Origin of the sequence: Methylobacterium sp. CCH5-D2 (assembly GCF_001556475.1) — a bacterium.
Taxonomy (GTDB): domain Bacteria; phylum Pseudomonadota; class Alphaproteobacteria; order Rhizobiales; family Beijerinckiaceae; genus Methylobacterium; species Methylobacterium hispanicum.
The window spans coordinates 1-4924 of sequence record NZ_LSIX01000913.1 but is presented as its reverse complement, the minus strand read 5'-3'; the positions used below and the strand labels follow the sequence as shown (position 1 = coordinate 4924).

The 4924-nt window shown below is 72.6% G+C and carries 3 protein-coding genes; all 3 read right to left on the bottom strand.

Translation table 11 applies throughout. The features are described from left to right. Positions 1-205: 205 nt before the first annotated feature. From AX737_RS24665 to AX737_RS24655, 3 genes are read right to left on the bottom strand one after another with little or no spacing between them, the layout of a single operon-like run. Entirely contained in the window at positions 206-1924 is a 1719-nt protein-coding gene (locus tag AX737_RS24665) for a response regulator (RefSeq protein WP_066925928.1), read from the bottom strand. 10 nt (positions 1925-1934) lie between these two features. Then, a complete protein-coding gene (locus tag AX737_RS24660; RefSeq protein WP_066925925.1) occupies positions 1935-2396 on the bottom strand; it encodes a response regulator in 462 nt (153 codons plus the stop codon). 1 nt (position 2397) lies between these two features. Beyond that, positions 2398-4662 (bottom strand): ATP-binding protein, encoded by a 2265-nt coding sequence (locus tag AX737_RS24655; RefSeq protein WP_066925922.1) that lies wholly within the window; start codon positions 4660-4662, stop codon positions 2398-2400. Positions 4663-4924: the final 262 nt, after the last annotated feature.

The following is a 4924-nucleotide window of genomic DNA, read 5'->3' as shown; positions in this document are numbered from 1 at the left end:
CCTCCGGCGTCGAACACCAACCCCGCTCCGGCCAGCAAGCCCGCCGGTCAGTAACCCCCGCGGGACGGTCGGCCCCCGGCATCGCGTCGAGCCCGGGGGCCGACCCGGCGGAGGGCGGTCGCGACCGGGCCGCCTCCACCGGCTACTGCGGCTCCGGGACATCCGGATCCCGCGAGGAGCCCCGCCGGATCCGGACGCCCGCGCCTCACGCGCTCCGGTCGCGGTCCGTGACCAGCCTCAAGCGCGGCACCGGGCGAGCCGCGAGCGCTGCGGCGACCTTGCGCTCCAGTTCACCGTCCCGGAACGGCTTCTGCACGATGCCGTCGGCCCCCACCGCACCCGCCTGGGTCAGCGCCGCGGTGTCGGCGTAGCCCGTGACGAACAGGACCGGGATGTGCGGCCAGCGCTTGCGGAGCTCGATCGCGGCCTCCGCCCCGTTCATGCCGGGCATCGCGAAATCGATCACCACGAGATCGACGCACGGGTCCGCCTCGAGCGCCGCCAGGGCCTGCAGGCCCGAGGCCGCCTCGCGCACGGCGTAGCCCGCCTCGCCGAGCCGGGTCGCGGTCACCTCGCGCACGCCGCCGTCGTCGTCGACGACCAGCAGCGCGGGCTTGGCGCCCAGCGGGTGGTCGCGCAGGCAATCGACCTCGTCGTCCGCGGCCGGGGCGATCGCCCGCTCGCCTTCGGCCCGCGGCAGGTACACCTTGATCGACGTGCCCTCGCCGGGCGCCGTGTCGATGCGCAGGCCGCCGCCGGACTGCTTCACGAAGCCGTAGACCTGGGCGAGCCCGAGGCCCGATCCCTTGCCGACCGCCTTGGTGGTGAAGAAGGGCTCGAAGACCCGCGCCAGCACCTCCGGCGACATCCCGGTCCCGGTGTCGCTGACCGAGACCATGACGTACGCGCCCGGCTGCGGGTGCTCGGGCCGCGTCGGCCTCGCCTGCACCGTCATGTTGGCGGTCTCGATGGTGAGGCGGCCGCCCACCGCCATCGCGTCCCGGGCGTTGATGGCGAGGTTCAGGATGACGAGCTCGACCTGGGTGGCATCGACCAGGGCCCGCCAGAGCCCCTCGTGCAGGGCGGTCTCGATCCGCACCGCCCCGCCGATCGAGCTGGTGAGCAGGTCGCGCATCGAGGCGACCGTCCGGTTCAGGTTCACCGGGGTCGGCTCGAGACGCTGGCGTCGGGAGAAGGCGAGGAGCTGGGCGGTCAGGTTGGCGCCGCGCGCGGCGGCGCCGCGCATCATGTCGAGGCGCCGCCGCGAGCGCTCGTCGGCGACGGCGCGCTCCAGGAACTCGATGTTGCCGGCGATCACCGTGAGGAGGTTGTTGAAGTCGTGCGCGACGCCGCTGGTGAGCTGTCCGACGGCCTCGAGGCGCTGGGCCAGCCGCAGGGCCTCCTCGACGCGCTCGCGCTCCTCGATCTGCGCCTTGAGCGCGGCGTTGGCCTCGGCGAGTTCGCGGGTCCGCTCGGCGACGCGCGCCTCCAGCGTCCGGTTCAGGGCCTCGAGTTCGGCCCGCGCGGCGCTCTTCTCCGCCCGGATGCGGGCCTCGGCGAGCGCCCGCACGATCGTGCGCGGCAGGCGGTCGAGCCGCTGCTTGGTCACGTAGTCGGTGGCGCCGTTCTTGAGCGCCTCGACGGCGACCTCCTCGCCGAGCGTGCCCGAGCAGAAGACGAACGGGACCTCGGGGCACTGGGCGTTGGCCAGGGAGAGCGCGCTGATGCCGTCGAAGGTCGGCAGCACGTAGTCGGCGAGGATCAGGTCGTGCCGGCCGGGCACGGCCTCGGCGGCGAACGCGTCGCGGCTCATCACGCGCACGATCCGCACGGCCTGTCCGAGACGCTCGAGTTCGGCCTCGATCAGCTCGGCGTCGAGGTCGCTGTCCTCGAGGTGCAGGAGGCGCAAGGGTGCGGCGTCCATCAGTGGGTCATCACGCGTTCGATGGCCAGCCTCCCCGGTGCGGCGGCGGTTCGTTCAGGAGCGCCCAGAAGACGCCGATCTCCTTGATGGCGGCGAAGAACTCGTCGAAGGCGACGGGCTTCACCACGAAGGCGTTCACGCCGAGATTGTAGGAGCGCACCACGTCGGTCTCCTCCCGCGAGGAGGTCAGCATCACCACCGGGATGGCGCGCGTGCCCGGGTCGCCCTTCACCTTGGCCAGCACCTCCAGCCCGTCGACCTTGGGCAGTTTCAGGTCGAGCAGCACCACGGCCGGGTCCTGCCGCGCGCGGCCCTCGTGGCTGCCGCGCCGGTAGATGAAGTCGAGCGCCTCGGCGCCGTCGCGGCAGATGACGATCTCGTTGGCGAGCTGGCTCGATTCGAGCGCGGCGAGCGTCAGCTCGATGTCGTTCGGGTTGTCCTCGACGAGGAGGATGGGCTTCAGGGCCGCCATCTCAGTGCGCTTCCTCCCGGACCGGCAGTGTGAAGTAGAACGTCGCGCCCTCGCCCAGCCGGCTCTCGGCCCAGGTCCGGCCGCCGTGACGCTCGACGATGCGGCGGACGTTCGCGAGCCCGATGCCGGTGCCCTCGAACTCCTCGACCCGGTGCAGGCGCTGGAACACGCCGAAGAGCTTGTCCACGTAGGCCATGTCGAAGCCGACGCCGTTGTCGCGCACGTAGAAGACGCTCTCCCCGTCGCGCGGGGGCAGGCGGCCGACCTCGATGACCGCCTCGTCCCGGCCGCGGGTGTACTTCACGGCGTTCGAGAGCAGGTTCTCGAGCACCAGCCGCAGCATCGCCGGGTCGGCGTAGGCGCGCCCGAGCGGCGCCACCTCCCACCGGACGACGCGCTCGGGTCCCACGTCGCGCAGGACCTTGCGCCGGACCTCCTCGACGAGCGCGCCCATATCCCCCGTCACCCGGTTCAGGGCGTGCCGCCCCATCTGCGAGAAGCTCAGCAGGTTGTCGACGAGCGTGCCCGCCGAGAAGGCCGCCTCGATGATGGTCTCGACGTAGTGCCGTCCCTTGTCGGAGAGGTTCGGGCCCTCCCGGTTCTTGAGCAGGTTGGCGTAGCCGACGATGTGGCGGAAGGGGGCGCGCAGGTCGTGGCTGACCGAGTAGGAGAACGCCTCCAGCTCCTTGTTCGAGCGCTGCAGTTCCTCGCTCATGGCGGCGAGTTCCTCGGCCCTGCGCAGCACGATCCCGAGGACCGAGGCGCGCAGGTCCTCGGCCACCTCGACCTCCGGGAGCGACCAGGGCAGCGAGCGGCCCTTCACCGTCTCCTTCCAGATGTCGAAGGACTTGCGCGGGTGCAGCCGGTCCGGGCCGCCCTCCGGGTCGGGGCTGGCGGCCTTCACGGGGTTGCCGCCCCACCGCACGGTGCGCACCACCTCCGGCCGGAACCAGAGGATGTAGCTCGCGTACCGTTTCGAGACCGAGATCGCCAGGAGGCCGCTCGCCCGGTCGGCGAAGCCCGCGGCGCGCGGGAAGGCCTCGGCCAGGCACTCGGTGACGTAGACGTCGTCGGCCTCCCCGCGCGCCGAGAGCCATGCGTAGAGGGCGCGCACCTCCGCCTCCGGGGGCGCCGCGCCGAGGAGACGGCAGCGGTCGGCCGTGACGACGGCCGCGCCCGAGGCGTTCACCAGCGCGAGGACGTCGTCCGGGTGGTTCAGGAGCCCGTCGACGAAGCTGTCCTCCTCCGCCATGAATCCGAGGAGACGGCCCTGCACGGCGCCGAGCGCGAGGCGCTGCTCGGCCTGCTCGCCGCGGACCTTCGCGGAGAGCTGCAGCGCGAAGATCTGGGTGAGGACGTCGCAGGCGTTGCGGGCCTGGAACGGGACGCGTCGCGGCTCCCGGTTGTGGCAGGAGACCAGCCCCCAGAGCGCCCCGTCCACCAGGATCGACACCGACATCGACGCCATGGTGCCCATGTTGCGCATGTAGGCGACGTGGACCGGCGAGACCGAGCGGAGGATCGACTGGCTGAGGTCGAGGGGCTCGCCGGCGGCCGTCGTGCCGGGGCGGATCGGCACCGGCACGTAGCCGGCGTCCGGAATGATGCGCAGGCGGTTGCGCCGGTAGAGCTCGCGCGCCTGGGCTGGGATGTCGGAGGCGGGGAAACGCAGGTCGAGGTAGGACGGCAGCACGCCGTTGCCGTCCTCGGCGAGCACCGTGCCGTGCCAGTCCCGATCGAAGCGGTAGACCAGCGCGCGGTCGAAGCCGGTGAGGCGGCGGATGTCCTGCGCGAGCAGCTGGCAGAGATCCTCGACCCCGCGGGCCCCGTGCAGGCGCCGCACGAAGGCGCGCAGCCGCGGGTTCAGCGCGTCGAGGCCGGCCTCCCCGGAGGCGTCGTCGGTCTCCTCCAGCTCCAGGACGAGGAGGTCGTCGATCCGGTGCGCCGCGACCTCGTAGGATTGGCGCGCGGGGCCGAGCCCCAGCGTGACGGTGCGCAGGTAGAGGGCGCCGTCCTCCTCCGCACCCGCGTCGCGGTAGCGTTCGGCGAGCGCGGCGAGTTCGGGATAGGCGCTCTCCAGGGCCGTGCCGACCGATGCGGCCGCGGGTGCGTTCGCGCTCGCCTGGAGGACGACGAGGCTTCGCGGATCGAGGGCGAGCAGGAAGCCGTGCGGCTGGACGCTGCCCACGATGTGGATGGGCTCGCGGTCGCAGGCGGAGAGGTCGATGTGCTGGGCGGCGCTGCCTGCTCGATCCAAGTCGGACATCCCTTCGGGCGGCGGCCCGCTCGGCCCCGGCCAGACCCTTAGCAGTCGCGCCCGGATGCTCAAAGGGCGGACCGGGACCATCGCCTGATCGGACGAGGGACCGCGGCGTTCGGGCGCGACCCGCGCCGGGGCCGTCGACCGGCCCATGCCCCGTCCCCGCGGCCGCAGGGTAATCGCATATGCCGAGCGAGCCTTGAGCCGGATCCGGCGCGGGTCCCCTCTCCCGTGCGGGAGAGGTCTGCTCTCGCAGAGAGCCGGGTGA

What these genes read in the sequence shown, in the direction of transcription:
- AX737_RS24665 (WP_066925928.1), bottom strand. Translation starts at nt 1,924, where the DNA reads ATGGACGCCGCACCCTTGCGCCTCCTGCACCTCGAGGACAGCGACCTC.
- AX737_RS24660 (WP_066925925.1), bottom strand. Translation starts at nt 2,396, where the DNA reads ATGGCGGCCCTGAAGCCCATCCTCCTCGTCGAGGACAACCCGAACGAC.
- AX737_RS24655 (WP_066925922.1), bottom strand. Translation starts at nt 4,662, where the DNA reads ATGTCCGACTTGGATCGAGCAGGCAGCGCCGCCCAGCACATCGACCTC.